Annotated in this window: 23 protein-coding genes; 13 read left to right on the top strand and 10 right to left on the bottom strand. The window is 63.0% G+C overall.

Annotated features, from left to right (window positions below):
• The first annotated feature begins 95 nt into the window (after positions 1-95).
• The 6 genes from alr (at position 96) to WNZ15_RS17040 (ending at position 6451) form a co-directional block, all read left to right on the top strand.
• Entirely contained in the window at positions 96-1238 is a 1143-nt protein-coding gene (gene alr, locus WNZ15_RS17065; RefSeq protein ID WP_342894197.1) for an alanine racemase, read from the top strand.
• 33 nt (positions 1239-1271) lie between these two features.
• The gene (radA, locus tag WNZ15_RS17060; RefSeq protein WP_342894196.1) at positions 1272-2666 is read left to right on the top strand and encodes a DNA repair protein RadA; all 1395 of its coding nucleotides are present in this window, start codon (positions 1272-1274) and stop codon (positions 2664-2666) included.
• Between the two features lie 86 nt (positions 2667-2752).
• Entirely contained in the window at positions 2753-3364 is a 612-nt protein-coding gene (locus WNZ15_RS17055) for a CvpA family protein (RefSeq protein ID WP_342894195.1), read from the top strand.
• A 327-nt stretch (positions 3365-3691) separates the two neighbouring features.
• Positions 3692-5164, top strand: coding sequence for an amidophosphoribosyltransferase (gene purF, locus WNZ15_RS17050; RefSeq protein ID WP_342894194.1), 1473 nt, complete (start codon positions 3692-3694; stop codon positions 5162-5164).
• A gap of 82 nt (positions 5165-5246) precedes the next feature.
• Positions 5247-5975, top strand: a complete 729-nt coding sequence (locus tag WNZ15_RS17045; protein ID WP_342894193.1) for an SDR family NAD(P)-dependent oxidoreductase — start codon at positions 5247-5249, stop codon at positions 5973-5975.
• Between the two features lie 104 nt (positions 5976-6079).
• Positions 6080-6451 carry a VOC family protein gene (locus WNZ15_RS17040; protein ID WP_342894192.1) on the top strand — a complete coding sequence of 124 codons (372 nt, stop codon included), beginning with the start codon at positions 6080-6082 and terminating at the stop codon, positions 6449-6451.
• 74 nt (positions 6452-6525) lie between these two features.
• On the opposite strand, the gene WNZ15_RS17035 is transcribed toward WNZ15_RS17040, so the two are convergent.
• From WNZ15_RS17035 to WNZ15_RS17000, 8 genes are all read right to left on the bottom strand, one after another.
• On the bottom strand, positions 6526-7323 hold the full coding sequence (locus tag WNZ15_RS17035) for an inositol monophosphatase family protein (RefSeq protein WP_342894191.1): 798 nt from the start codon (positions 7321-7323) through the stop codon (positions 6526-6528).
• 90 nt (positions 7324-7413) lie between these two features.
• Complete coding sequence (der, locus tag WNZ15_RS17030) at positions 7414-8841, bottom strand: ribosome biogenesis GTPase Der (protein ID WP_342894190.1); 1428 nt, start codon at positions 8839-8841, stop codon at positions 7414-7416.
• A 145-nt stretch (positions 8842-8986) separates the two neighbouring features.
• Positions 8987-10339 (bottom strand): PQQ-binding-like beta-propeller repeat protein, encoded by a 1353-nt coding sequence (locus tag WNZ15_RS17025; protein WP_342894189.1) that lies wholly within the window; start codon positions 10337-10339, stop codon positions 8987-8989.
• The gene (locus WNZ15_RS17020) at positions 10336-11019 is read right to left on the bottom strand and encodes a tetratricopeptide repeat protein (protein ID WP_342894188.1); all 684 of its coding nucleotides are present in this window, start codon (positions 11017-11019) and stop codon (positions 10336-10338) included. Before WNZ15_RS17020 ends, WNZ15_RS17025 begins: the two co-directional genes overlap by 4 nt.
• A 200-nt stretch (positions 11020-11219) precedes the next feature.
• Positions 11220-11798, bottom strand: a complete 579-nt coding sequence (locus tag WNZ15_RS17015) for an NnrU family protein (RefSeq protein ID WP_342894187.1) — start codon at positions 11796-11798, stop codon at positions 11220-11222.
• Positions 11799-11940: 142 nt separating this feature from the next.
• Positions 11941-12342 (bottom strand): Fur family transcriptional regulator, encoded by a 402-nt coding sequence (locus tag WNZ15_RS17010; protein ID WP_342894186.1) that lies wholly within the window; start codon positions 12340-12342, stop codon positions 11941-11943.
• A complete protein-coding gene (locus WNZ15_RS17005; RefSeq protein WP_342894185.1) occupies positions 12342-13169 on the bottom strand; it encodes a metal ABC transporter permease in 828 nt (275 codons plus the stop codon). The genes WNZ15_RS17010 and WNZ15_RS17005 overlap by 1 nt, the downstream gene beginning before the upstream one ends.
• Entirely contained in the window at positions 13159-13998 is an 840-nt protein-coding gene (locus tag WNZ15_RS17000; RefSeq protein ID WP_342894184.1) for a metal ABC transporter ATP-binding protein, read from the bottom strand. The genes WNZ15_RS17005 and WNZ15_RS17000 overlap by 11 nt, the downstream gene beginning before the upstream one ends.
• 169 nt (positions 13999-14167) lie before the next feature.
• Here WNZ15_RS17000 and WNZ15_RS16995 point away from each other — a divergent pair, with 169 nt between their 5' ends.
• Together WNZ15_RS16995 and pcaF are read left to right on the top strand one after the other, a co-directional pair.
• Entirely contained in the window at positions 14168-15571 is a 1404-nt protein-coding gene (locus tag WNZ15_RS16995; protein WP_342894183.1) for a mannose-1-phosphate guanylyltransferase/mannose-6-phosphate isomerase, read from the top strand.
• Between the two features lie 121 nt (positions 15572-15692).
• Positions 15693-16898, top strand: coding sequence for a 3-oxoadipyl-CoA thiolase (gene pcaF / locus WNZ15_RS16990; protein WP_342894182.1), 1206 nt, complete (start codon positions 15693-15695; stop codon positions 16896-16898).
• Between the two features lie 5 nt (positions 16899-16903).
• On the opposite strand, the gene WNZ15_RS16985 is transcribed toward pcaF, so the two are convergent.
• Positions 16904-17320: a hypothetical protein gene (locus WNZ15_RS16985; protein WP_342894181.1), complete on the bottom strand. Its 417-nt coding sequence runs from the start codon at positions 17318-17320 to the stop codon at positions 16904-16906.
• Positions 17321-17589: 269 nt separating this feature from the next.
• Between WNZ15_RS16985 and WNZ15_RS16980 the strand changes: the two genes are divergently transcribed.
• Positions 17590-17739: a hypothetical protein gene (locus WNZ15_RS16980; RefSeq protein WP_342894180.1), complete on the top strand. Its 150-nt coding sequence runs from the start codon at positions 17590-17592 to the stop codon at positions 17737-17739.
• Positions 17740-17751: 12 nt separating this feature from the next.
• Here the strand turns inward: WNZ15_RS16980 and WNZ15_RS16975 are convergent, their stop codons facing one another.
• A complete protein-coding gene (locus tag WNZ15_RS16975) occupies positions 17752-18135 on the bottom strand; it encodes a hypothetical protein (protein ID WP_342894179.1) in 384 nt (127 codons plus the stop codon).
• Between the two features lie 303 nt (positions 18136-18438).
• On the opposite strand from WNZ15_RS16975, the gene WNZ15_RS16970 reads away from it, so the two are divergent.
• The 4 genes from WNZ15_RS16970 to WNZ15_RS16955 all read left to right on the top strand — a co-directional run bounded on the left by WNZ15_RS16970 (position 18439) and on the right by WNZ15_RS16955 (position 25118).
• Positions 18439-18996: a helix-turn-helix transcriptional regulator gene (locus tag WNZ15_RS16970; RefSeq protein WP_342894178.1), complete on the top strand. Its 558-nt coding sequence runs from the start codon at positions 18439-18441 to the stop codon at positions 18994-18996.
• 25 nt (positions 18997-19021) lie between these two features.
• Complete coding sequence (locus WNZ15_RS16965) at positions 19022-20125, top strand: efflux RND transporter periplasmic adaptor subunit (protein WP_342894177.1); 1104 nt, start codon at positions 19022-19024, stop codon at positions 20123-20125.
• Complete coding sequence (locus tag WNZ15_RS16960) at positions 20122-23691, top strand: efflux RND transporter permease subunit (RefSeq protein ID WP_342894176.1); 3570 nt, start codon at positions 20122-20124, stop codon at positions 23689-23691. Before WNZ15_RS16965 ends, WNZ15_RS16960 begins: the two co-directional genes overlap by 4 nt.
• A gap of 452 nt (positions 23692-24143) precedes the next feature.
• Positions 24144-25118: a helix-turn-helix domain-containing GNAT family N-acetyltransferase gene (locus WNZ15_RS16955; protein WP_342894175.1), complete on the top strand. Its 975-nt coding sequence runs from the start codon at positions 24144-24146 to the stop codon at positions 25116-25118.

Below are 25118 nucleotides of genomic sequence, written 5' to 3'. Positions count from 1 at the left end.
GGCCCGTGCCGGACTGATGGCCTCGGCATGGTCTGTTGGGCTAGACTTGAGGGCAGAGTACGCCCGCCGATTCTGACAGGAGAAACATCCGGATCGTGTCACCTTCCCGGCCAACGCCCTTTCCGTCCGAGCTGTATGGCGGGCGCCTGACAATCGACCTTGAGGCAATCGCCGACAACTGGTCGTTCCTCGACAGCAAAACCGACGCGCGTACCGAATGCGCGGCGGCCATCAAGGCGGATGCCTATGGCACCGGCCAGGACAGGGTGGCGCCCGCGCTTTTCGCCGCCGGATGCCGCACGTTCTTCGCGGCCGTGCCGACAGAGGCCATCGAGCTGCGGCGACTTCTGCCGGACGCGGTCATCTACGTTCTGGACGGTCTTTTTCCCGGAACCGCGGAGCACTTTCTGGAGCATCGCCTTCGCCCGGTTCTCGGCAGCCTTGAGGAACTGGCCGAATGGTCGGACCTGTGCAAGGCCGCCGGGCAGTCCTTTCCCGCCGCCGTGCATGTCGATACCGGCATTCATCGCCTGGGCCTGTCCGCGACGCAATTCGCGGACGTGATGACCGACAAGGCTTTCCTAGGCCCGTTCGAGGCTTCGCTGGTGATGAGCCATCTGGCCTGCGGCTCGGCTCCGGATCATCCGATGAACCGGCACCAGCTCGACCGCTTCCGCCAGATTACCGCGCCTGTGCCGCACATCCCGAAGTCCCTTGCGAATTCCGCCGGCATCCTGATGGGACCGGACTTCCATTTCGATCTCGTCAGGCCCGGCATCGCGCTTTACGGCGGCAAGGCGCTCGACAATGCGCCAAATGCGATGAAGCCTGTGGCGAGGGTCGAGGCCCGCATCATGATCCTGCGCGACGTGCCGCAGGGCGACACCATCGGCTATGGAGCCACACAGACGGCACCACGGCCGCTCAAAAACGCGGTCGTTGCCGCCGGGTATGCGGACGGCATGCTGCGCCGGGCGAGTTCATCGGACGGGAGGCCCGGCGGCTTCGGCATGATCGGCGGCCACAGGGCACCGATACTCGGCCGGATTTCAATGGACATGATCACTCTGGATGTCACCGATGTGCCGCCGGATCTTCTCGCACGCGGTGCGCTTGTGGAAATGCTGGGTCCAGATGTTGCGGCCTCGGACCTTGCCGCTTATGCCGAAACCATCGATTACGAATACCTGACAAGCCTCGGGCGGCGTTTCGAACGCGTTTACGCGCGGCTCTCCTGAACCGAACACGTCTGCGAGCGAAAGGCGAACATCATGGCACGGCGGTCCACCTCATTTGTCTGCCAGTCCTGCGGCGCGGTGACCTCCAAGTGGGTCGGCCGCTGCGAGAACTGCGGCGAATGGAACACGATCGTGGAGGAACAGACCGGCGGCGGCATCGGCGGCGGTCCGGGACGGGCCTCGCGCAGCAAGGGCCGTGTGGTGCCGCTGGTCGGCCTGACCGGCGATGCCAAGGAGGCACCGCGCATCGAGACGGAAGTGGCCGAACTCGACCGGGTAACCGGCGGCGGGTTCGTACGCGGGTCAGCCTTGCTGGTCGGCGGCGATCCGGGTATCGGCAAATCCACGCTGCTGATCCAGGCAGCCGCGCGGCTCGCCCGCATGGGGCACAAGACGGTCTATATCTCGGGCGAGGAAGCCGTCGGGCAGGTCCGGCTCCGGGCGGAACGGCTCGGCCTTTCCGAGGCTCCGGTCGCGCTGGCGGCGGAAACCAGCGTCGAGGACATTCTGGCGACGCTGGAAGCGGACACCGCCCCTGCCCTGCTCATTCTGGATTCCGTCCAGACGCTCTGGACCGACAAGGTCGACTCGCCGCCGGGAACCGTCACCCAGGTGCGCGCGTCGGCGCAGGCCATGGTCCGCTACGCCAAGAAGAACGGCACCACGATGGTGCTGGTCGGTCATGTGACCAAGGACGGGCAGATCGCCGGCCCCCGCGTCGTGGAGCACATGGTCGACGCCGTGCTGTATTTCGAGGGCGACGGCGCGCACCAGTACCGTATCCTGCGCTCGGTCAAGAATCGCTTCGGCGCCACCGACGAAATCGGCGTGTTCGAGATGACCGGCAAGGGCCTGATCGAGGTCCGCAACCCGTCGGCCCTGTTTCTGGGAGACCGCAACACGTCCGCGCCGGGAGCGGCCGTTTTCGCCGGACTGGAAGGCTCGCGTCCGCTGCTGATCGAAATCCAGGCCCTTGTCGCACAATCCTCGCTCGGAACGCCCCGGCGCGCCGTGATCGGCTGGGACGGCGCGCGTCTGTCGATGATCCTCGCGGTGCTGGAGGCGCGTTGCGGGGTCCGTTTTTCGCAGCACGACGTCTATCTGAATGTGGCCGGCGGACTGAAGATCAACGAGCCCGGCGCCGACCTTGCCGTGGTCGCGGCCCTGATCTCTTCACTCAGCGGGCTTGCCCTTCCGGCCAATTGCGTCTATTTCGGCGAAGTCAGCCTGTCAGGCGCCATCCGGCCGGTGGCCCAGGCCCAGTCCAGGCTGAAGGAAGCAGAGAAGCTCGGCTTCGATCAGGCCTATTGTCCGGAGGGCAACCTCAAGGACGGCGCCGCATCGTCCTTCCAGGCGACCGGGGTGCCGGAACTTGGGGACTTTGTTGCCAAAATCGCGGCGGAGGCTGGTGCGTCGGGGGAAACCTGACGCATGATGAAACCGGGTTTGAACTGAAGGTTTTTGCTCCGGGTCACGGACCCGGAAGAGCGCCAGACAGAGGAATTTTCAGGACCATGCCGATTACCCTGCTGGACGGACTGCTATTGGTCATCATGTTCATTTCGGCGGTCCTTGCGATGATCCGCGGGTTCGTGCGGGAAGTTCTGTCCATCGTTTCCTGGGTGGCTGCCGCGGCCGCGGCCTTCCTGCTCTACGAACGTGTTCTTCCCTATGTGGAACAGTATATCGCGCATGACCTGGTCGCCATGGGCGTGTCCGCGGCGGCCGTCTTCCTGGTGACGCTGCTCGTCGTGAGCTATATCACCATGCGGATTTCGGATTTCGTGCTGGACAGCCGGATCGGCGCGCTCGACCGCACGCTTGGTTTTGTTTTCGGCGCGGTTCGCGGCCTCCTGCTTGTTGTCGTGGCAATGATGTTCTTCAACTGGTTCGTGCAGCCGGATCAGCAGCCGCAGTGGGTCAAGAGCGCCAAGTCCCGGCCGATCCTTCTGTCGATCGGCGAGCGGCTGGTGGCGTTGCTTCCCGAAGATCCGGAAAAGGCCATCCTCGACAAGATCCGCCAGAACAACGGCACCGGAGACGGTGCTGCGGCTCCGGCGGAAGAGCCGGAATACAGCGATTCCGAGCGCCAGGGCCTGGAGCAGCTGACGACGGACAGCAACTGACGCCGGTCGCGGCGGCACCAGCGATGGAGCAACCTGCGGTCACACGGCCGCACAGGAGTTGCTCTCGCCTTCCGGATCGATCAGCTTCCGGACGTTCGATCGCCGCCGATGGAACGCCCGTTGATGAGAACATCGCGACCCGGGTTCCAACGAATGCGGGTCGTGCGGACATGTGAAAACCGGTCCATTTTCCGGGGTACTGGCCGGAACTGCGGCCTGGACACTGGCCGGAACACTGGCCGGAACACTGGCCGGAACACTGGAAAGACATAGATCTGACGCCCAAGGCCGGCCCTCCCGACCGGCCAGATTGAAGGAGTGTTCGCCATGACTGGCGGAACAGAGGTGCACGAGCCGTTCGACATCAACGACGATACCCTGCGTGAAGAATGCGGTGTCTTCGGCATTCTTGGCCACGAGGATGCCAGCGCGCTGGCCGCGCTCGGCCTGCATGCCCTCCAGCACCGCGGCCAGGAAGCCGCCGGTATTGTCACCTTCGACAATGAACAGTTCCGGGCCGAACGGCATCTGGGCCTTGTCGGCGATCATTTTTCCGACGCGGAAACGATCGGCCGCCTGACGGGCAGAGCCGCCATCGGCCATGTCCGCTATTCCACCACCGGCGAAACGATCCTGCGCAACGTGCAGCCGCTGTTCGCGGAGCTGGACGGCGGCGGCATCGCCGTGTGTCACAACGGCAACTTCACCAACGCGCTCACCTTGCGGCGGCAGTTGATCCGAGACGGCGCGATCTGCCAGTCGACATCCGATTCCGAAGTGGTGCTGCAGCTTGTCGCCCGCTCGCGCGCGGGCAAGATCGTCGATCGTTTCATCGAGGCGATCACCCAGATGGAAGGCGCCTACTCGCTGGTGGCCCTGACTTCCAAGAAGCTGATCGGTGCCCGTGACCCGCTCGGCATCCGGCCACTGGTGCTGGGCGATCTGAACGGCGCTCCGATCCTGGCCTCTGAGACCTGCGCGCTGGACATCATCGGCGCGAAATTCATCCGCGAAGTGGAAAACGGCGAAGTCATCGTCTGTTCCTCGACAGGGATCGAATCCTTTTTCCCGTTCGGCAAGCAGACCGCCCGGCCGTGCATCTTCGAATACATCTATTTCTCGCGTCCCGATTCCATCGTCGGAGGCCGCAGCGTTTACGACGTGCGCCGCGAGATGGGCCGGCAACTGGCGCGCGAGACCCAGGTGGATGCGGATGTGATCGTGCCGGTGCCGGACAGCGGCGTGCCGGCGGCCATCGGCTACAGTCAGGAAAGCGGTGTTCCCTTTGAACTCGGCATCATCCGCAATCACTATGTCGGACGCACCTTCATCGAGCCGACCCAGCAGATCCGGGCCCTGGGCGTGAAGATGAAACATTCCGCGAACCGGGCCCAGATCGAGGGAAAGCGGGTGGTGCTGGTCGACGACAGCCTTGTGCGCGGCACCACTTCCGTGAAGATCGTGCAGATGATCCGGGATGCTGGCGCCCGCGAAGTTCACTTCCGTCTGGCCAGCCCGCCGATCAAATATTCCGACTACTACGGCATCGACACGCCGGTCCGCGAGAAATTGCTGGCCGCCAAATACGGCCTGGAGGAAATGCGGGCCTATATCGGTGCCGACACTCTCGCCTTCCTGTCCGTGGACGGCATCTACCGGTCGATGGGCTTCGAAGGCCGCGACAATGCCAATCCCCAGTTCACCGATCATTGCTTTACCGGCGACTATCCGACGTCCCTGACGGATCTTTCCGAAGATCAGGACTTTGTCAGCGCCCCGCGGCTGGTGGAAGTCGGCTGACCCGGCCCGGCCTTTCAGGATCGATCAGAATCGGGCCTCCGGACGGTATCGCCGGGAGGCGGCCCGGAACAAGAGACCACGCATGAAAAAAGACTTCGAAGGCCGAATTGCGCTCGTGACCGGTGCGTCCCGCGGGATCGGCTACCAGCTTGCAAGGCAGCTCGGCGAACGCGGCGCGCATGTGATCGCGCTTGCGCGCACCGTCGGCGCCCTGGAGGAACTGGACGACGAGATCAAGGCTGCCGGCGGCGAAGCCACACTGGTTCCGCTTGACCTGACGGATTTCGATGCGCTCGACCGTCTCGGCGCGGCGATCCATGAACGCTGGAAGAAGCTCGATATCTTCATCGGCAATGCGGGCATGCTTGGCGTGCTGTCGCCCCTCGGCCACATTTCGCCGAAAGACTTCGACAAGGTGATGGCGGTGAACGTCACCGCAAACTGGCGGCTGATCCGCTCCCTCGACCCGCTGCTGCGTCAGTCGGACGCCGGCCGCGCGCTGTTTCTGACGGCGGTCCAGGCCCACACCTGCGCTGCCTTCTGGGGTTTGCAGGCCACCAGCAAGGCCGCTGTCGAGGCCATGGCCCGGACCTGGGCGCATGAAAGCCTGAAGACGGCGATGAAGATCAATCTGGCGGATCCGGGCCCCACCCGGACCGGTCTGCGCGCAAAGGCAATGCCCGGCGAAATCGCGGCCAACCTGCCGCAGCCGGCCCAAGTGGCTGATGACCTTCTGGCCCTCGTCGGGCCGGAAGTGCTCGAAACCGGCAGGCTGTATGATCGTGTCAGCAGAGACTGGGTCACCCTGTAGCCCCGCCTGACCCGGCGCTTTAAAATTATCCCTGCGTTTCAAAATTGACGCCGCGATTAAAAATGCGGTTAGGTGGTCTGCGAACAACTTCGGAGGAACCACCCATGCAGCTCGGTGCCTTTTCCATCAGCCTCACCGTCAAGGACATCAGGAAATCGAAGGCCTTTTATGAAGGCCTGGGCTTTTCGGATATGGGCGGAACGGGGGATGAAGACTGGGTGATCCTGAAGAACGGCGATACCGTGATCGGCCTGTTTCAGGGCATGTTCGAGAAAAACATGCTGACTTTCAATCCGGGCTGGAACCAGAATGCGGAAAAGCTGGCCGAATTTCAGGACATCCGCTCGCTGCAGGACGACCTGAAGGCCAAGGGGTACCAGTTCACCGCCGAAGCCGACCCGTCCACGTCCGGCCCCGCAAGTTTCATGCTGGTCGATCCGGATGGAAATCCGGTCCTGATCGACCAGCACGTGTGATTCCGGCTGGTTTCAGCTGAACGGGGTGTCAGCGGCCCCCGCGTGCGAGACCGGAACCTGGACCAGAACCGGGTTCACGCCGCTTCCAGCGGCGCGAAGGAACTTTCGGCGATTTCGCGCAGGTCTTCATAGACACCCGGTGCGCCGACCACGACGCGCGCGCCGTGATAGAGCGCATGGTTGACATCCTGCTCCATGACGTTGCCGCCCGCCTCGACGGTCAGCAGCATGCCGGCCAGGCAGTCCCAGGCGTTCATGTGCGATTCCACGTAGCCGATAAGCCGCCCGGACGCCGCATAGGCGAGCATCAGGCCGCCCGAGGCGTTGCGGAAGAACACCCCGCCCTTGGACACCACCGCACCAACGACGTTGACCGCATCCGTCACGGATGTCCGGCCGTTGAAGCCCACGCCGACGGATCCGTGGGACAGGCTCTGGCTGTCGGACGCCTTGATCGGTTTGCCGTTCAAAAACGCACCGTGGCCGGCCGCGGCCTTGAAGGTTTCGTTGGAAACGGGATCGTGAATGACACCGACAATCACCTGCCCCTGATGCACGCAGGCGATGATCACGCACCATTGCGGAATGCCGGCGACGAAGTTGGCGGTGCCGTCGATCGGATCCGTGACCCAGGTATAGCCGGAACCGCCTTCTTCCATGCCGTGTTCCTCACCCAGGATACCGTCATCCGGATAGGCCTTGGCAAGTTCGTCGCGGATCAGCGTTTCCACATTCCGGTCGGCTTCGGACACGAGATCCTGATGACCTTTCTGCGTGACCGTGAGCGTGTCCAGCTTGCGAAAATAGTCCAGTCCGAGCTCGCCTGCCTTTGCGGCGAGGGCGACGGCAAAATCGAGCCGTTCGAGTGACATCAACAATTCTCCCTTAAAGGTATTGGCCCCGGCGACCGGTGTCTGGTGCCAGGGAACTTTCAGCGTGGAAGTCCGGGCGAAGCCGCCCGGCTACTGAATCTTCCGTTTTTTCTTCGTCGCGTAGGGATTCTCGCCCTTCCGATAGGACAGCCGGATCGGCGTGCCCTGGATTCCGAAAGCCTCCCGCAGCGAGTTGACCAGGTACCGCGTATAGCTCTCAGGCAACTGTTCGGGCCGTGAGCAGAACACCACGAAGTGGGGCGGGCGGGTCTTCGGCTGTGTCATGTAGCGCAGGCGCACGCGGCGCCCGGCCACGGCCGGTGTCGGATGTTTCGCCGTCACCCGGTCCAGCCAGCGGTTCAGCTTGGACGTCGACACACGTGCGTTCCAGGCCTCGTAAGCTCCAAAGATGCTCTCTACCAGCCTGTCGATCCCCTGCCCCTGCAGGCCCGACAGCGTGGCGATGCGCACGCCCCGGATCTGGTTGAAATACCGCTCGTTGGCGTCCTTGATCTTTTTCCAGGCTTCTTCCCGGTCCTCGATCAGGTCCCATTTGTTGATGGCAATGACCAGCGCCCGGCCTTCGCGCGCCACCAGATCGATGATCTGGAGATCCTGCTTTTCAAAGGACATGGTCGCGTCCAGCGTGACCACGACGACTTCGGCGAACTTGATCGCGCGCAACGCGTCTGCCACGGACAGCTTTTCCAGCTTTTCCTGCACCCGCGCCTTTCTGCGGATGCCGGCCGTATCGAACAGTTTGATGTGATGGTCGCGCCAGGTCCATTCCACCGAGATGGAGTCGCGCGTGATGCCGGCTTCCGGGCCGGTCAGCATGCGGTCCTCGCCCAGCATCCGGTTGATCAGCGTGGATTTGCCCGCATTCGGCCGGCCGACGATGGCAACCCTCAGCGGGCGCTCGCGGGTGCCGACCGGTTCTTCCTCGCCGACGATTTCGCCGTCCTCGTCGACATCGACATTGGTCACGGCCTCTTCGCGCCGGCCTTCTTCCTCCTCGGTGATGCGGTCGACATGCGGTTTCAGCGCATCGTAGAGATCGGAGAGGCCCTCGCCGTGTTCGGCCGAGATCGCGATCGGCTCGCCGAGACCGAGCGCGTAGGATTCGTAAAGACCGCTTTCCCCGGCGCGGCCTTCCGCCTTGTTGGCCAGCAGGATCACCGGCCGGGTGGTTTTGCGGGCCACTTCGGCGAAATGCGCGTCGAGCGGCGTGACACCGGCACGTGCGTCGATCACGAACAGCACCGCGTCGGCGGTCTCGATCGCCTCCTCGGTCTGGCGGCGCATGCGCCCTTCCAGCGAGCTCTTGTCCGCGTCTTCAAGGCCGGCGGTATCGACGATTGTGAACTTGAGGTCACCCAGACGGGCTTCGCCCGGCCGCCGGTCGCGCGTGACGCCCGGGGTGTCATCGACCAGGGCCAGGCGTTTGCCGACAAGGCGGTTGAACAATGTGGACTTGCCGACATTCGGCCGTCCAACGATGGCGACAGTGGCGCCCACAGCAATAACTCCTGTCAGGCGGGGCATGATGGGCCCGCCCTGAATGCAGGAACAACGGCTTTCCGGTCAGAGAGGACCGGGAAGCCGTTGTTCCAATTTAATGTGTCAGAGCACGCGCTCCGCGTTCGATGGAACGCAGGATGCTCTAGTTGAAGGCGGCGACGCCGTCGTTTTCCGTCAGGACCACGATACGCCCGGCGGCCACGATGGGCGTCACGAAGACATCCGTGTTGGTCCGTTGCGTCAAGATGATCTTGCCGCTGGCGGAGTCGACCATCGCGATCTGTCCGTCACTGGAAAAGGCCACCAGAGTGCCGTTGGCCAGAACCGGGCCAGCCCAGTTGCGGCGCTTCTTTTTCTTTTCCGGACGCGGCAGAGCCGTTGCCCAGAGGGTCTCGCCGTTCTTGAGGTTGAGCGCCACCATGCGATCGTCCAGATCGACCATGAACAGCGCGCTGCCCGAGACAACGGGTGTGTGGACACTGCCGAGATTTTGCTCCCAGCGGCGCTGACCCGTCCGCACGTCAACCGCAACGGTCCGGCCGGACACCCCGGTCGCGTAAACCGTGTTGCCGGTGACCACCGGGCTCGCGGACACGTCCGCCAGCCCGGAAAGCGCAAGGGTCCTGAAACCGCGCGAGACGCCATCGATCCAGGCCGGTTCGCCGGACTTGATGTCGATGGCCATGATCTCACCCGACGAGAACGGAACAATCACACGGTTCCCCGAGATCGCCGGATTGGCCGCGGACAGCAGCCCCCCGGTTTCCTCGATGCCGGCATAACTCCAGGCGACAGTGCCGTCGGACTGGTTCAGGGCGTAAACTTCGTTGGATTGGGAGACGACGAAAACATGGCCCTTACCCGCAACGGGTGCGCCGCGGGCCGGTGTATCGAGGTCGGCCCGCCAGATGACGCGGCCGGAACCGGCCTCAAGAGCCGCGATCTGCCGGTAGCTGGTGGCCGCATAGACCACGCCGCCTTCCACCGTCACGCCGCCGCCGGGCCCGATGTCCCGCTCGCCTTCCGGACGCAGGTTCTGGGTCCATTGCCTTCCGCCAGCCGTGGAAAGCGCGACCACTTCGCCGTTCGGCTTGTAGATATAGATGCGGCTGCCGTCACTGACGGGCCGTGCCGACAAACGCAGCGCCGCCGAGGTGATCCCCCTGCCCGAAGTGCCGACCTGCGCACGCCAGGCCCGGTTGCCGGAAACGGACACTGCGACATTCCCGGGATCGTTGGTCAGGCCGCCGCCGGCCGTGGTCCAGGTCTGCCCGCCGGTCGCCGGTCCAACCTTGGCGGCCTGGCCTGATGCCACGGTCGCCGGATCGGCACCGTCGAACACAGGCTGGCGCTCGCCGGGGAGCACCTTGTCCCGGCTGAACGGATTGAAGTTGTCGGTGAAATCACTGACCGAACCGCACCCTGTCAGTGCCAGGGACAGCGCCAGGACAGCGAATGTTCCGCGCGCGCGGTGGGACACAATCGTAAAACTCACTGAGCGGTTCCTTCACTGGCCGCCTCGGCAGCGCCGTTGGTGGCGCGAACGAGATCCCGCAGTATCGCTGCGCGCCGGGAGATTTCCGCCGGCGTCTCCGGATCTTCCTCAAGCGCGGCCAGCCACTGGCGGGACGCATCCACATTTCCGTCTTTCCAGGCACTTAAAGCGAGAACTTCACGTGCAGCTGCACGAAACGGGCCGGTTTCGCCGGTGAGCTTCTCCACCCGGTCGGCGATGGCCGAATAGTCCTCGAGATCAACGGCGAGATAGGCGGCGCGCAGAGCTGCGATGTCGCGCAGCGCTTCCATCAGTCCGCTATCGCGGGACAACGCGTCGAACGCAGCGAGGGCTTCGCCGGTGTCCCCTGCATTGGCGAGATCGGTCGCAAGCCGGAACCGGGCCAGGGCCGGATATCCGCCAATGGCTCCTTCCAGGTCGCCATAAAGCGCGGCCGCCTCCTGGTAGTCTCCGTCTTCCGACAGTTGCACGGCGTCGTAGAAGGTATCGCCGGCGCTCTGGGATTGCTGTTCCTGCCAATAGAGCCAGCCCCGGTAGCCGCCAGTGCCGACGATGACCAGGACCGCGACACCAATCACCCAGAAACCGAAGCGGTCCCAAAGCCGACGGTATTTTTCCTGGCGGATATCTTCATCGACTTCACGAAAAATGTCAGACATGCGTGTCTTTTTCCTGCATTCACTTCATCGGCCCGGTCCGGAAGACCGGCCCTCGCCCGTTATCGAGTGGCGCACATTATCCATTTGATCAGGCTCGGGCAATTCCTTGTCCGGGCTTAAATCGGTCCTTCATGGCGCAAGTGGGGCAATCCGCCGCAAATTGACGGTTTGCGGAGGCTTTTTCGTCCTGTTCGAACCGATCAGGCGGCCGGGACACCGATCAGCCAGGCATGCAGCTTCCAGACGAACAGCGCATAAAGCACGAGGCCGATCAGAATCACGACCACATCGGAGAATTTTCCGGGGTCTTTTGCCGCCGCGATCAGCCCCGCCCCCGGCCCGCGCCGTTTCAGGGAAATGCGGTCGGCCACCGCCCAGGCGAGAAAACCACCGAACAGCAACACCGAGGCCAGATCGCCGTTGGCGAGCAGATGGGCGAACGCCCAGAGTTTCACCGCCACCAGCATCGGGTGTTTCAGGGTCCTGCTGATCCGGCTGGGTACATAGGCCGCGACGAGAAAGATGAATACCGGCACCATCAGCAACATGGTGACATGACGCAGCCAGAATGGCGGGTCGTAGACCAGCAGCGGACCTTCCGCCCGCGCAAGGCCATACCCGTAGATGATCAGGCCAAGGCCGACGGCCGAAACCAGGGCGAAAAGACCCTTGTAGCCGTTTTCTCCGAGCCTGGAGATCAGCGCTGCCCGCCTGGACGAAAAAATGGGAACTGCATGAATTCCCAAAAACAAAACCAGTCCCGCAATCAGCAAGGCCATATCCGCTCTCCCTCTGCGCCCGCAGGCGATGCCCCGCGGTCCCGTGTGTCCGCGCCACAGGCGGACCATAGGAGGCAGACGGCGCGCCCGCAACACCCATCAGCGCGGCAAGCAGCCCCGCGTCATTGCGCCTCCGGCGGCCCTAGGCGGCGGCGCACTGCTTGCAGATGCCGCGCAGTTCGATGGTGGTTCGCGACAACTGGAAACCTTGCTCACCGGTCCAGTCCTTCAGGTACGCGATGGCCTTGTCCGGTGTGAACTCACTGACCAGGCCGCACTTCTCGCAGATCGCGAAGGCGGCGGTGTCATGACCGGCGCATCCCGAGTGGCTGCAGGCAACAAAGGCATTCAGGCTCTCCAGCCGATGAACCAGCCCGTAATCGACGAGCTTTTCGAGCGCGCGATACACCTGCAGCGGCGCGCGGAAACCGCTGTCGCGCAACGCATCCAGTATCGCGTAAGCGGTCAGCGGACCGCCGGCTTCCGAAAGCGAGCCGAACACCAGCGACTGGTTCTTCGTCAGTTCGGGATGGGAGTGGGCCATCACGGTCGATCTCCTTTTGTGGCGGCACTCATCCTTCTCACAATCCGCCCGCCCGGAACAAGGCTGAGCATGAACAGCAGCATCGCCGCGACAACGATCGAGGGGCCCGATGGCGTGTCGTAGTGAAGCGATCCGTACAGCCCTGCAACAACCGCTGCGGCACCGGCAAATGCGGCAATGACGGCCATTTGCTCGGGTGAAGCGGACATCCGCCGTGCCGCGGCGGCAGGAATGATCAGGAGTGCCGTGATCAGCAATGCGCCGATCACCTTGAGCGAAATAGCGATCACGATGGCGGTGAGCAGAATGAAGACAAGTTCGGTCCGCTCCGGCCGCAAGCCCTCGCTGGCCGCCAGGTCCGGACTGACCGTGGCCGCGAACAGCCGCCGCCAGATCAGCACGAGCAGCACCAGAACCAGGGCGCCACCGCCATAGATCATGGCAATATCCAGCCGTGTCACGGACAGGATGTCACCGAACAGAAGCCCCAGAAGATCAACACGGACCCAGGTCATGAACGCCAGGCAGACCAGTCCCAGCGCCAGCGCCGAATGAGACAGCAGTCCGAGAATGGCATCCGAGGACAGCGTTTCGCGGCGGCGCAGGAACACCAGCAGCCCGGCGAGAATCACGGACACGCCTCCCACCGCAAGGGTGGTGTTGATTTGCAGAAGCAACGACAGCGCCACGCCCAGCAGCGCGGCATGGGACAGCGTGTCACCGAAATAGGCCATGCGGCGCCAGACTATGAAGCAGCCGAGCGGCCCGGCGACCAGCGCGACCCCGATGCCGGCAACCAGGGCCCTAATAAAAAAATCATCCAGCATCGCGCAGTCCGATCCCGTCCGGAGTTTCGTCGATGTCAGGGTCGTGATGCTCGCCGGAGCAGGACGAGCAGATCGACCCGTCCGCGTGGCGCACTTCGCCGCCGGGCAGATGGACATGATCGTGATCGTGCTGGTAGACGGCCAGCGCCGGATTGCCGCGCGCGCCGAACAAGGCGTGATAATTGTCGTCCTTGCTGAGTTCGGACGGCGTGCCCCGGCAACAGACATGCCCGTTGAGACAGATCACCTGGTCCGCGGCCGCCATGACGATATGAAGATCATGCGAAATCATCAGAATTCCGCAGCCGAGCGTGTCCCGGATGCTGCAGATCAGATCGTAGATCGCGATCTCGCCGACATAATCCACGCCCTGGACCGGCTCGTCGAGAACAAGCAGGTCCGGATCGCGCGCAATCGCCCGCGCCAGCATGACACGCTGCATTTCTCCGCCGGACAAGGCCCGCATTTCGGATGTCAGCAAGCGCTCGGCGCCGGTGCGCTCCAGGGCGGCGCGGCAATCGGCATCGGACAGCGGATTGGTCAGCCGCAGAAACCGGGCAACCGTCAACGGCAGGGTCCAGTCGATCGCAAGTTTCTGCGGGACATACCCGACCTTCAGGCCCGGTCGCCGCTCGGCACGGCCCTCGGAGGGATTGAGGATGCCCAGAGCCATTTTCGCAGTGGTCGATTTGCCGGAACCATTCGGCCCGATCAGCGTTACTATCTCGCCGGGGGAGACGGTCAGATCCACGCCGCGGACCAGCCAGTTGCTGCCCATGCGCATGCCTGCTCGCTCCAGCCGCACCAGTCCGGATTTGGGATTTGCCATCGTATCAAAAAGCCTGCTCAGCTCACATCACGCGACGCCACGTGGCGTTATATTATTACATAGATAACCCTCAAGTGCCTGACTTGCAACCACTCCCCTGGTGTTTCACACTGACCGCACCGCAGCATGACCCGAGCATGCTGCAAAGCGGCAGCACAGGAACGAAATCATGATTTTTCCGTGTATCTTGTCGGGCGGGGTCGGATCACGCCTCTGGCCGCTGTCACGAACGGACCGGCCGAAGCAGTTTCTGCCTCTTTTCGGTGGCGAGAGCCTGTTTCAGAAAACCTGCCGGCGAATCGAGCAGCCTGATTTTGCCGACCCGATCGTGATCGGCAGCAACGCCCACCGGTTTCTGGTCGGCGAACAATTGTCCGAGCTCGGCATGGAGGCCCAGCCGATCCTGCTGGAACCGGTCGGCCGCAATACCGCCCCCCCTGCCCTTATGGCGGCGTTGATCGCCGCGGAAAAAGACCCCGAGGCCCTGATCCTGCTGTTGCCGTCCGATCATCTGATCGGCAAGGAGGATGTTTTTCTCGCAGCGGTCCGCGAAGCGGAGACGGCCGCGAAAAACGGACAGATCGTGACATTCGGCATCCAGCCGACCGACCCCAATACAGGCTATGGATACATCCGCGTTGCCGCAGGCAGCCAGGCTGTCCGTCCGGTCGAGGCGTTCGTCGAGAAACCGGACCAGGACACGGCGGAAGCTTTTTTGCGGGACGGCGGCTACGTCTGGAACGCCGGCATCTTCCTTTATGCCGCCAGCACCATGATCGAGGCCTTCAAACAGCATCAACCGAAGCTCTACAAGGATATTGTCGCCGTCATGAAGACGCGGCACGGCGATCTGGATTTCATTCGGCTCGACGAGGATGCCTTCGCGAAACTGGACAATATCTCGATCGACTACGCCGTCATGGAAAAGGCGGAAAACGTTGTTTGCGCGCCCGTCGCCCCCGATTGGGACGACCTCGGATCGTGGTCGGCCATCTGGGCCGTGCTCGACAAGGACAAGGACGGCAACAGCGGCCTCGGCGACGCCCGGTTTCTGGACAGTCACGATTGCCTTGCCTACGCGGACCGCGGCCTGGTATCGGTGATCGGGCTCAGGGATGTGATGGTCATCGCCACCGCCGACAGCGTTCTTGTCGCGCACAAGGACAGCGCCCAGGATGTGAAAACCGTTGTCGAGCAACTGAAGGCGGAAGGCCGCGACGAAGTCGACCGCCACCCGCGCTCCTACAGGCCCTGGGGCTACACCGAGCGGATCAATTCCGGCGACCGGTTCGCGGTGCAGTCGATGCTGATCAAGCCTGGAAAACGTCTCAGCCTGCAGAGCCATCTTCACCGGGCGGAGCACTGGATCGTTGTGTCCGGCACCGTGGAAATCACGATCAACGGCCGGACTTCGCTGCTCAGCGAAAACGAATCGGCGTATGTGCCTCTTGGGGCGCAGCACACCCTTCACAATCCCGGCAAGATTGCCGTGCGCATGATCGAAGTCCAGTCGGGAACCTACCTGCAGGAAGACGACATCGTCCGGCACCCGATTGCATCACAAGAATCCTGAACTGAACCATTTATCTGTGACACGTCCTTGCCTTGTATCCTGAAATCCGGCAAGACTTGCCCGGGATCCGGGGTCCCCACGCCCTCAGGGGCCGGACCCGCGCGAGGGACTGGAAAGAGCCATGCACCACGTTTTCATCTGCGATTATGTCCGTACACCGATCGGCCGCTACGGCGGCAAGCTGGCCTCGGTCCGCGCCGACGACCTTGGCGCCATTCCGATCAGCGCGCTGATGGAACGCAATCCGGACACCGACTGGATGGAGCTGGACGATGTCTTTTACGGTTGCGCCAACCAGGCTGGCGAGGACAACCGCAACGTGGCGCGCATGTCGTCCCTGCTCGCCGGTCTTCCGGAAACGGTGCCGGGTCTCACGCTGAACCGCCTGTGCGGATCGGGCATGGATGCCGTCATTGCGGCCACGCGCGCGATCAAGAGCGGTGAAATCGACCTTGCGATCGCCGGTGGCGTGGAAAGCATGTCCCGGGCTCCGTTCGTGATGCCGAAAGCGGAGGCCGGCTTCTCGCGCAATGCGGAAATCCACGACACCACGATCGGCTGGCGATTCGTGAACCCGCTTCTGAAAAGCCAGTACGGTATCGATTCGATGCCGGAAACGGCCGAAAACGTGGCAGCCGAGTTTGCCATCTCCCGGCAGGATCAGGATGCCTTCGCGTTTCGAAGCCAGCAACGGGCCGCCAAAGCGCAGGCGTCCGGCAGGTTCGATCAGGAAATCATCCCGGTGCTGATCCCCCAGCGCAAGGGAGATCCGGTGCTGGTCGACAAGGACGAACACCCCAGGGCCGGAACCACGCTTGACCAGCTTGGCGCGCTCAGGACCCCGTTCCGCGACAACGGTTCGGTCACCGCAGGCAATGCATCGGGTGTGAACGACGGTGCGGCCGCGCTTCTGATCGCTTCCGAAGCGGCGATCGAAAAGCACAATCTGACCCCCATCGCGCGTATCGTAGGTGGGGCGACTGCGGGCGTTCCGCCGCGCATCATGGGGATCGGCCCCGCTCCCGCAACCCGGAAACTGTGCGCCCGCAACCGTTTGTCAGTGTCCGAATTCGATGTCATCGAACTCAACGAGGCCTTCGCGGCCCAGGCCATCGCGGTGATGCGGGATCTGGGACTGCCGGAAGATGCCGACTTCGTCAATCCGAACGGCGGCGCCATCGCGCTCGGTCATCCGCTAGGCATGTCCGGTGCCAGGATAACCGGTTCGGCGGCCCTGGAGTTGAAGGTCCGCGGCGGCAGGCTCGCGCTCGCCACGATGTGCATCGGCGTCGGCCAGGGCATCGCCATCGCCCTTGCCGCTGTCTGACGCGCTCAGGTCTTCGGCGGGCGGTTTGACGTGCCGGTCTGCCAGCGCCCTTTGAACTGCGTCCCGGACACGACGAGTGCCGGTCTCGGCATATCCGGATCGGAGGCGGCGTCCACGCGCTGGCGACGCTTCATCTGTCTCTCGACATCTCCAATTCTGTCGGCCAGCCGTTCAAACAGCATGGTCGGCATGCGCAGCGTGGACACGTAAAGCGTCACGACCTCGCCTGCTGCCCTATTCCAGCTGACCTGGCGCACTTCATCGTAAGCGCCTTGCGCAAGGTCCTGAAGCTCAACCGCGTCTTCTACCAGAGGGCGAATGAGACGGACTGTCCGGTGCGGGTTGTTGGCGACCCAGACCGCCGACAGGATGCTAACCAGCGCAAAAACAAAGACATGAATGTTTCGAACGAAATACCTCATTGCAACCCCAGGATTTGCTTAACAAATCGTTAACCCACCCTAGGTCGTACCCGATCGGCAGAATCGCCGCAACCGGGTGGTATGGTTTCGAAACGGTATTTCGAGGAAGGTGGTTAACACAGGACGCGCCGGCCTGCGGGCCGTGTCTTGCGGCTCCCTGGCGGACACCGGACCTGTCAAAACTGCCGGTCCGTAAAATTTTACAATATGTGTTACCGGCCCCTTAGAGCCTGGAGGCGTAGAAACAGCGTCCGAACAAGGAGGACGTCATGAACAAACGAAGCGAAGAGATGTCTCTCTCATCTGTCGGACTGTTGCTCCTGCTCACCGCAGCGGCCATGACGCTGTTCGCGGATTTCGGGCCATTGCCGGACAGTCCCGCCCATGCGCGGGAAGCCAATCAGATCATTTCATACTGAATTTTCAGCGCGTTAACCGGCCGGAAATTGCCGCCCGCGCGACCGGTGCGAGTCGCCCCTGACCGGAACCGGTTGCAGGACGGCCCCATCGGCACCAGGCCGTTCCCTCCGCGGAGGCCCGCCGCTGCGGCCGGTCTGGCCAAGCAGCATGATCGCAGACCCGATGACAACCGAGCCAAGTGTGATCACAAGGCCGAAAGCGAGCATGAGCACGGGTAGAACCGGGTCTTCGGCCCCTTGCACCAAAACGCGCAGATTGCCGATATTGCCCGCGAAGATACCGCCAAGCACCAGAGCGGCAATGCAGATCCCCGCCAGAAGGTTGACCGCCAGCAGCCGAAACAGGGGATCCCTCGGCAGTGCGATGCGACGAGATATGCGGCTTGATCCGGTCATCGGTCCCCTCTTCATACAGCTTTCGCGAAACCGCTTTATCCTAACTGTATTGCGGCGCAGCCGACACCTGTCAAAACAGCCATCGCACTCCGATCCCTGACCCGGAAGTTGACTGCCATCGGTAAAATTTGTGCGCCGCACTCTTGATCCTGGCGGGCAAGACATATATTTGTTCGATATATCGTTCCAGCATATGGCAATTTTGACGATGCCTGAAACAAAAGTCCCAGCCCGGTTTCAACCGGCCCGAAACGTCCGCCCGGATCATCGCCCGGGCAGAGGTTTTCGGCCACGGAGATTGCCATGAGTGTCAGAAGCCTGTGCCTGGCGATCTTGTCATTCGGAGACGCCACCGGTTACGAAATCCGGAAAGAGTCCACCGAAGGCCGCTTCAGCTATTTCGAGGACGCAAGCTTCGGGTCGATCTACCCCGCGCTCGCCCGCCTCGAGGCCGAAGGCATGGTGACCGTGCGCGAAGAACCGCAAGCGGGCAAACCGGCCCGGAAGGTGTATTCCATCACCGAGGCCGGACGTACGGAGTTCATCACGTCCCTGTGCGAACCACAGGCCCCGGATACCTTCAAGTCCCCTTTCCTGCTGATTGCGCTCAATGCCGCAAAACTGCCTCCCGAAATCGTCCGGCGGGCGCTGGAGCGGCGCAAGGCCCAGGTGCTGGAGGAATTGCGCCTGCTGACAGGCCCGGACCACGATCAGGAGTGTGCTCATCCCGGTTCAAACTGGACCCGGGAGTACGGCATCGCCTGCATGAATTTCACCCTCGCCCATCTCGAAGAGCATGGCGACGCCCTTATCAAGATTGCCGAAGACGCGGCCCGCCCCTTGGCGACGGCCGCCGAGTAGGCGCGACGTTTCGGAGATTGAAACAATGCGAGTGAAGTTTTCCTACGTCCTTGCCGCCGGCCTTGCAGCGGGCATCGGCTTCTGGATGTACAGCGGCACGATGGTGATCGGCGGCGTCGGCGACAGCGAACATGCAACGCCGCCGCCCGCGCTGCGCGCCAGCCAGGCAACCGAGGACGTCTTCCGCGTGCAGGTTCAGCGCCTCGTCGCCCAGGACCGCCGTGCGGTGCTGGAGGTTCGCGGTCGGACCGAGGCGGAAGCCAAGGTAGCGGTGCGGTCAGAAACCACGGACGACGTCATTGAACGGCCGGCCCGGGAAGGTGCCCGTGTGACGGCGGGCGAGATCCTCTGCGTGCTGGATGCGGGAACGCGCAAGGCACGCGTGCTTGAAGCCAAGGCCGGGCTGGCCCAGGCCGAACTCGATCATGCGGCAGCCACCCAGCTCAACAGCAAGGGCTTCACCGCCCAGACCCGCGTTGCCGCCGTTCAGGCTCAGCTCGATGCCGCCAGCGCCCGGCTGCAGGAAGCCGAACTGGAACTGGAACGCACGATCATCCGAGCGCCTATCGGCGGGGTCCTCGAAAGCCCCATGGCGGAAATCGGCGCCCAGCTCGAAAGCGGCGGCATCTGCGCTACCGTCGTCAATTCCGATCCGATGATCGCCATCGGTCAGGTGTCGGAACTGAGCATCGGCGCCATTTCCCTGGGCATGCCCGCCAAGGTCAATCTGGTCACCGGTGAAACCCTGGACGGCAAGGTGCGTTACATCTCACCCTCCGCCAACCCGGACACACGCACATTCCGCATCGAGGTGGAACTGCCCAATCCGGACGGCAAGGCGCGGGACGGTGTCACGGCCGTGACCATGCTGCCGCTGCCGGCGGAAAGGGCGCACAAGATCTCGCCCGCCATCCTGACCCTGAACGATGCCGGACAGGTCGGCATTCGCGCCGTGGACGACAAGAACATGACCGTGTTCCACCCGATCCGGGTGCTCGGCGGCGAACAGGACGGCATGTGGATCGGCGGCCTGCCGGAAGAAGTGGTCGCGATCACTGTCGGGCAGGAATACGTGACGGACGGCGAACGTGTGGACCCCGTCTTTGAAACCGCAGAGGCAAGCCAATGATAGACATGCTCGAAGGCGTCCTGCGGCGTCCGAAAACGGTTTTCGTGATGATGCTGGCGCTGATCGTCGCCGGTGTCGCCACCTACATCTCGATCCCGAAGGAAGCCAGCCCGGACATCGATCTGCCGATCTTCTATATCTCGATCGTGCAGCAGGGCATTTCGCCGGAAGATTCCGAACGGCTGCTCGTGCGGCCGATGGAGACGGAGCTGCGCGGTCTGGACGGATTGAAGGAGATCACCGCGATCGCCTCGGAAAGCCATGCCGGGATCGTGCTGGAATTCGACATTTCGTTCAACAAGGACGAGGCGCTCGCCGATGTCCGCGACAAGGTCGACCAGGCCAAGAGCAATCTTCCGGATGAGGCCGAAGAGCCGACCATCACGGAAATGAACTTCGCGCTGGCGCCGACCATGATCATCGCCCTGTCGGGCAACGTGCCGGAACGCACGCTCTACCAGCATGCGCGGCGCCTGAAGGACGAGGTCGAGGCCATCGACACGGTGCGTTCGGCGGATCTGACCGGACACCGGGAAGAGCTTCTGGAAGTCCTGATCGACACCCAGAAGCTGGAATCCTATGCCATCACCCAGCAGGAGCTGCTCAACACGCTGCAGCTCAACAACCAGCTCGTGCCGGCCGGCTTCATCGACGGCGGCAAGGGCCGTTTCAACGTCAAGGTGCCGGGCCTCGTGGAGACCGTCGAGGACGTCTACTCGCTGCCCCTGAAACAGAGCGGCGAAGGCGTCGTGACCCTGGCAGACGTCGCGGACATCCGGCGCACGTTCAAGGACGCCAGCGCCTACACCCGCGTGAACGGCAATCCGGCGATCTCGCTCCAGGTGGTCAAACGCATCGGCACCAACATCATCGAGAACAACGCCGCGGTGCGGGAGGTCGTCGAGAACGCTTCCAAGGATTGGCCCAATACGATCCGTGTCGACATGATGCTGGACCAGTCGAACAACATCTTTGAAGTGCTCGGCTCACTGCAATCCTCGATCCTGACCGCGATCTTCCTGGTGATGATCCTGGTGCTGGCCGCGCTCGGCCTGCGCTCGGCGCTGCTGGTGGGGCTGGCGATCCCGACCTCCTTCATGGTCGGCTTTCTGATCCTTGGCGGCATCGGCCAGACGGTCAACAACATGGTCATGTTCGGCCTGGTGCTGACGGTGGGCCTGCTTGTCGACGGCGCCATCGTGATGACCGAATATGCCGACCGGAAGATCCATGAAGGCATGGAGGACCGGGAAGCCTATATCCGCGCCGCCAAGCTGATGTTCTGGCCGATCGTGTCCTCCACGGCGACGACCCTGGTGGCGTTCCTTCCGATGCTCCTGTGGCCGGGCGTTGCCGGCGAGTTCATGAGCTACCTGCCGATCATGGTCATCATCGTCCTGACCGCATCGCTGTTCACGGCCATGATCTTCCTGCCGGTCACCGGAGGCATTCTGGCGCAGGTCTCGCACTGGCTGAACCGGTATGCGGCCGCACTGCTCGCCGCGATTATCGCGATCCTGTCGGCTCTCGCCGTCGCCACGGGTCCGGCTGTGCCGCTTGCCCTGGCGGGCGCGGTCCCGGCCCAGATGATCCAGCCCCTGACGCTGTTGCTGGCCGTCATTGCCTTCCTGGCGCTCGGTTACCTGTCCTACCGGATCCTGCGCCCCTTCGTGCGCTGGTCCCAGGCCCGCGCAGCCAAGCGGGCTGAAATGGATCGGGCGGAGGCCGCCGCGTTGTCCGGCAATGAGGCATTCGATGTCCGGAATGTCCGTGGCTTCACCGGAGTATACATCCGGATCCTGAAGCTGTTCGCCGGCAATCCGATCGGCAACATCGCCGCCGTTCTCTTGCTGTTCGGGACTTGCGCCGCCATCTTCGTCAGCTTCGCGTCGAATCCCACCGGCGTGGAATTCTTCATCGAGGAAGAACCGGAACAGGCTGTCGTGCTGGTCTCCGGCCGGGGCAACATGTCCGCTGCGGAAGCCCGGGACCTGGTGGTCCAGGTCGAAGACAGGATCATGACCATTCCGGGCGTCGACAACGTCATCACCAACGCGTTCACACCGGGCGGCTCGTCCGGCGGACCGTCCGTTGGCGACGTTCAGGACAAGCCGGCCGATGTCATGGGCGAGATCAACATCGAACTGGCCGATTTCTGCTGCCGGCGCGTGGCCAAGGAAATCTTCGCCGATATCCGCACGGCAACCGCCGACATTCCCGGCATCAAGGTGGAGACCCGCAAGATCGAGGGCGGTCCGCCCACCGGCAAGGACGTCCAGCTCGAGATCAGGTCGACCGACTATGACGACATGGTCGCGGCCGTGGCCCGCGTGCGCACGCAAATCGACGGACAGGACACCCTGATGGACCAGGAGGACGACCGTCCCCTGCCCGGCATCGAATGGCAGATCTCCATCGACCGGGAACAGGCCGGCCGCTACAAGGCCCATATCGCCTCCGTCGGCAACATGGTCCAGCTGGTCACCAACGGTGTCCTGATCGGCACCTACCGGCCCGGCGACAGCGAGGACGAGGTCGATATCCGCGTCCGGCTGCCGCAGCATGAACGCAGCATCGACCGGTTCGACCAACTCCGCCTGCAGACCGAGCTGGGTCTGGTGCCGATGGCCAATTTCGTCAGCCGGCAGCCCGCACAGAAAGTGTCCGAGATCGTCCGGCGGGATGGGCTCTATTCCATGTATGTGAAGGCAACCGTCAACCCCGAAAGCGGCTCCAACCCGACCGAACAGGTGGCCGGGCTGCAGACCTGGCTGGATACCCAGGAATGGCCGTCCAACGTGTTCCTCAAATTCCGCGGTGCTGACGAGGATCAGCAGGAATCCGGCGTTTTCCTGATCAAGGCCGCCGCAGCTTCGCTGTTCCTGATGTTCCTGATCCTGCTGACGCAGTTCAACTCTTTCTACCAGACCTTCCTGACGCTCTCGACGGTCATCCTGTCGGCCTTCGGGGTGCTGCTCGGCATGCTGCTGACCAATCAGCCGTTCTCGATCATCATGACCGGAACGGGGGTGGTGGCGCTTGCCGGGATCGTGGTCAACAACGCGATCGTCCTGATAGACACCTATAACCGGTTCCTCCATGACGGACTGGAACCGCTGGACGCGATCCTGAAAACCTCGGCCCAGCGTATCCGTCCGATCCTGCTGACCACGATCACGACCATCGCCGGGCTGATTCCCATGGCCACCATGATCAACTTCGATTTCTTCAATCAGGTGATCACCTACGGCGGCATCACGGCGGTCTGGTGGGTGCAACTGGCGACGGCGGTCATTTCGGGCCTCGCCTTCTCGACCCTTCTGACGCTGCTGATGATCCCGGTCATGATTGCGCTGCCGAGCGTGTGGATGAAGTCCTTCTCCAACATCGTCGGACATTACCGCCGCACACCGGCCCTCGTTCCGGCGGCAGTACCGGAACAGGACGTCGAATGGACGGACCCGCAACAGGAACAGGAGCGCCCGGCGGCCAAGGTCGTCGCCATGCCGAAGCCGGCTGCTCCGAAAGTCCCCCCGCAGGAAGAGCTTCCGCACGCAGCGGAATGAGTTTCAGCTCCTCCAACAAGAGGCCGCCGTTTTCGGCGGCCTCAGACTGCTGACAAACTCCCAGTTGGTCATTCCGGACAAGTGCAGCGCAGCTGCGCGCTGATCCGGAACCTAGCGCATCAGCGCGAGCGAAGGCGAGCACCGGAGCAATTCAAACATCTGAAATCATTATTAAAGACGCGCCTGCCGCGCGAAGTAATCGCTGGGTTCCGGCTCTGGCCATGCAGCTGCGCTGCAGACCGGCCGGAATGACGAAATTGAGTTTGTCAACAAGCTGAGGCCGCCGTTTTCGGCGGCCTTTTGGTTTGCCTGAAGGGTGCCTGACGGCAACCATCCAGGACACACCGAAGCGCAAGTCCGGGATAACGATCCGAGGGGCACGACGGATCTGGTCTTGCATGAACGTCCGCTCATCCATATAGTTGCTTAATACAACTATATGGATGACTCTCATGACTGCACCTTCGCCCGACCTCGTCAACGACATCCGGTCCGCCTCGCGCCAGTTGGTCCGGGAATTCGGTTTTCTGGACAAGACCATCGCCGGAACCGACTTGTCCGGTTCGGGCGTGCACGCCATCATGGAAATCGGCCTTTGCCCGGGCATCACGGCCAAAGACCTCTGCAACAGGCTGAAACTGGAAAAGTCGACCGTCAGCCGTCTGCTCAAGTCCCTTCAGACCCGCGGCGACATCGTCCAGACGCAGTCCCAGACCGACGGCCGCAGTTTCGGACTGAGCCTGACGCCGGCCGGACTGGAAACCTTTGCCAGGGTCGACAAGTACGGCAATGACCAGGCGCTGCGCGCGCTGTCCCGGATCGAAGGCCGTCAGGCCGAAGTCGTTGCAAGGTCCATGACGGCCTATGCCGAGGCCCTTGGCACTTCGCAAGATACCGGCCCCGCCTCTTCACCAGACTTGTCGCCAGACATGCCGGCTGACTTGCCAATCGTCGAAGGCTACCAGACCGGCATGATCGGAGACATCGCCGCCCTGCACGCCCGCACGCACGGGCCAATCATCGGCACGGGGCCGACTTTCGAGAGCGTGGTGTCAAAGTCCATGGCGGAATTCATGCCCCGGATCGGCAATCCGGCAAACAACAGCTGGAGTGTTGTCGAGGGCAGCGAAGTCATCGGCTCGATCAGCATTGACGGTGAGGACCTTGGCGGCAACATCGCCCATCTGCGCTGGTTCATCCTGTCGGAACGGCTGCGCGGCAAGGGACTCGGCAAGGTATTGCTCGCACGGGCGCTGGAACACTGCGACCGGCACGGGTTCGGTGAGATCCACTTGTGGACCCTGAAGGGACTTGACGCGGCGCGGGCGCTCTATGAGCGAAACGGTTTTGTGCTTGCCGACGAATATGCCGGTGACCAGTGGGGCAAGGAAGTGACCGAGCAGATGTTTGTCCGCAAGCGGCCCTGA

It is taken from the genome of Roseibium sp. AS2, assembly GCF_038900065.1.
Lineage (GTDB): Bacteria > Pseudomonadota > Alphaproteobacteria > Rhizobiales > Stappiaceae > Roseibium.
Note: the sequence above shows the minus strand (reverse complement) of the source record. Positions and strands in the feature narration are given on the sequence as shown.